The organism is Photobacterium sp. GB-36 (genome assembly GCF_003026135.1).
GTDB lineage: Bacteria > Pseudomonadota > Gammaproteobacteria > Enterobacterales > Vibrionaceae > Photobacterium.
This window is the reverse complement of the sequence record NZ_PYNY01000063.1, coordinates 1-1,520: the sequence shown is the minus strand read 5'-3', so window position 1 is coordinate 1,520 and position 1,520 is coordinate 1. Positions and strand designations below refer to the sequence as shown.

At 38.3% G+C, this 1,520-nt stretch carries 2 protein-coding genes and 1 pseudogene; 1 reads left to right on the top strand and 2 read right to left on the bottom strand.

Features of this window, described 5'->3' with window-relative positions; translation table 11 throughout:
• The coding region (locus tag C9J46_RS21250; protein WP_107262359.1) for an SUMF1/EgtB/PvdO family nonheme iron enzyme at positions 1-976 on the top strand (976 nt) is incomplete at its 5' end.
• Positions 977-1,026: 50 nt separating this feature from the next.
• On the opposite strand, the gene C9J46_RS21245 is transcribed toward C9J46_RS21250, so the two are convergent.
• The gene (locus C9J46_RS21245) at positions 1,027-1,251 is read right to left on the bottom strand and encodes a hypothetical protein (protein WP_146144314.1); all 225 of its coding nucleotides are present in this window, start codon (positions 1,249-1,251) and stop codon (positions 1,027-1,029) included.
• Between the two features lie 126 nt (positions 1,252-1,377).
• Positions 1,378-1,520 (bottom strand): annotated as a pseudogene (locus tag C9J46_RS21240) (IS3 family transposase); the annotation flags it as partial.

Genomic DNA, 1,520 nt, shown 5'->3' with positions numbered 1-1,520 from the left:
AGCATGCACTGGAGAGACAACCGCTTCAGTAACCAGTAAAACGGTACCAGCTGAAAAAATCACTCAAATAGAAGCGAAAGTAAAAAAGCTCTACCCTGATGCAGATACCAAACTTCAACATCAAATCGTCGAAGTTGCTGTTGAATCACTTGAAAGCATGGTATTTATCAAAGGTGGAACCTTCATGATGGGCGCATTTAAAGCCCCTTGTAACCCCATTTCTACGGATAGAATGGATTGGTCGCCAGATGCTAAGTGTAATACCGCTTTGTCGAATGCTGAAACTGGCGCTAATTTTATGCATAAAGTAACCTTAAGTAACTACTCATTAGCTAATCATGAAACGACCTATCACGGCTTTGATGCTTTTAAAAGGGCGCATAATCTGCCCGTTGTCAAAGCTGAAAATAGGGCGAAATATGACCTTTCTGATGAACAGTTTAAAAATAAAGCAACACCAACCAAAACCTGGCAAGAGGCAAAAGATTACTGTTTATGGCTGGGTGAATTAACGGGTTCTCCGATTGATTTACCCACAGAAGCACAATGGGAATATGCAGCAAGAAATCGTGGAAAGTATCTATATTATGCTACTAATAACGGTTATATCCAGCGTAAAAATAGTCATTATTTGGTTAATGGTAGGTATGTCGATTACACAAAAGATGAATGGAATTATGGTGGCCTCTTTGAATCTAAAGATATTAAGCAATTCCCTCCTAATCCACTAGGTTTGTATGATATGACAGGTAATGTAACAGAGTGGATTAATGATTGGTATGCTAATGATTATTACCAACATTCACCCGAAATCGATCCTCAAGGACCATCAACAGGGACTAGAAAGGTCATGAGAGGTTGGGGGGGAGATGCACCATTTATAACCTCGCGAGGAGGTGAAGCCATTGTTCAAGATAAATATTACCCAACATACGGCTTTCGTTGCGCGGTTCAACAAACGACACCAGTAAAGTAGTATTCAGTTAGTGCCGACAATACCACTTGGCTATTGTCGGCAGCTCCAAATTAAATTTCTAATACTCTTTTCTTTTGTTTTCTATGTTGGAAATCATAAATGGTGAATGGAGTTGAAGGGATCATCCCCATATTATCTAAATGATTTACACTAGCTAATTGAGCTATCCATTGATTAAATTCTATTTGCTGTTTTCCATCTAAAATTTTATTTATTCGCTGTAGGTTATTTATAAGCGCATTATCTGAACTTTGTTTTTTACCTTCGATATTCATGTGGGCTAACACTTCAACAAACTTGCGCCAAGAGCGAATAGTACCGCTTAATAACACATAAATTGCTGCTTCCTGCTCCTCCTCAAGATTAAGCCAATATGTATGTACTAGGGAATTGTGTAGTGGTCAACAAATACTAGCTACGGTTTTAGAGGTTAACCAATATAATCGTTCTGATTCATTCGGTGTTAATCCGCCATTATATTGATGTGGTCGTAATTGGCTGTAATAACCAATAATATATCGAGTGATTTCGTGTTTTGCTTCAG

Coding starts and splice junctions, on each gene's coding strand:
- C9J46_RS21245 (WP_146144314.1), bottom strand. CDS start 1,251: ATGAATATCGAAGGTAAAAAACAAAGTTCAGATAATGCGCTTATAAAT.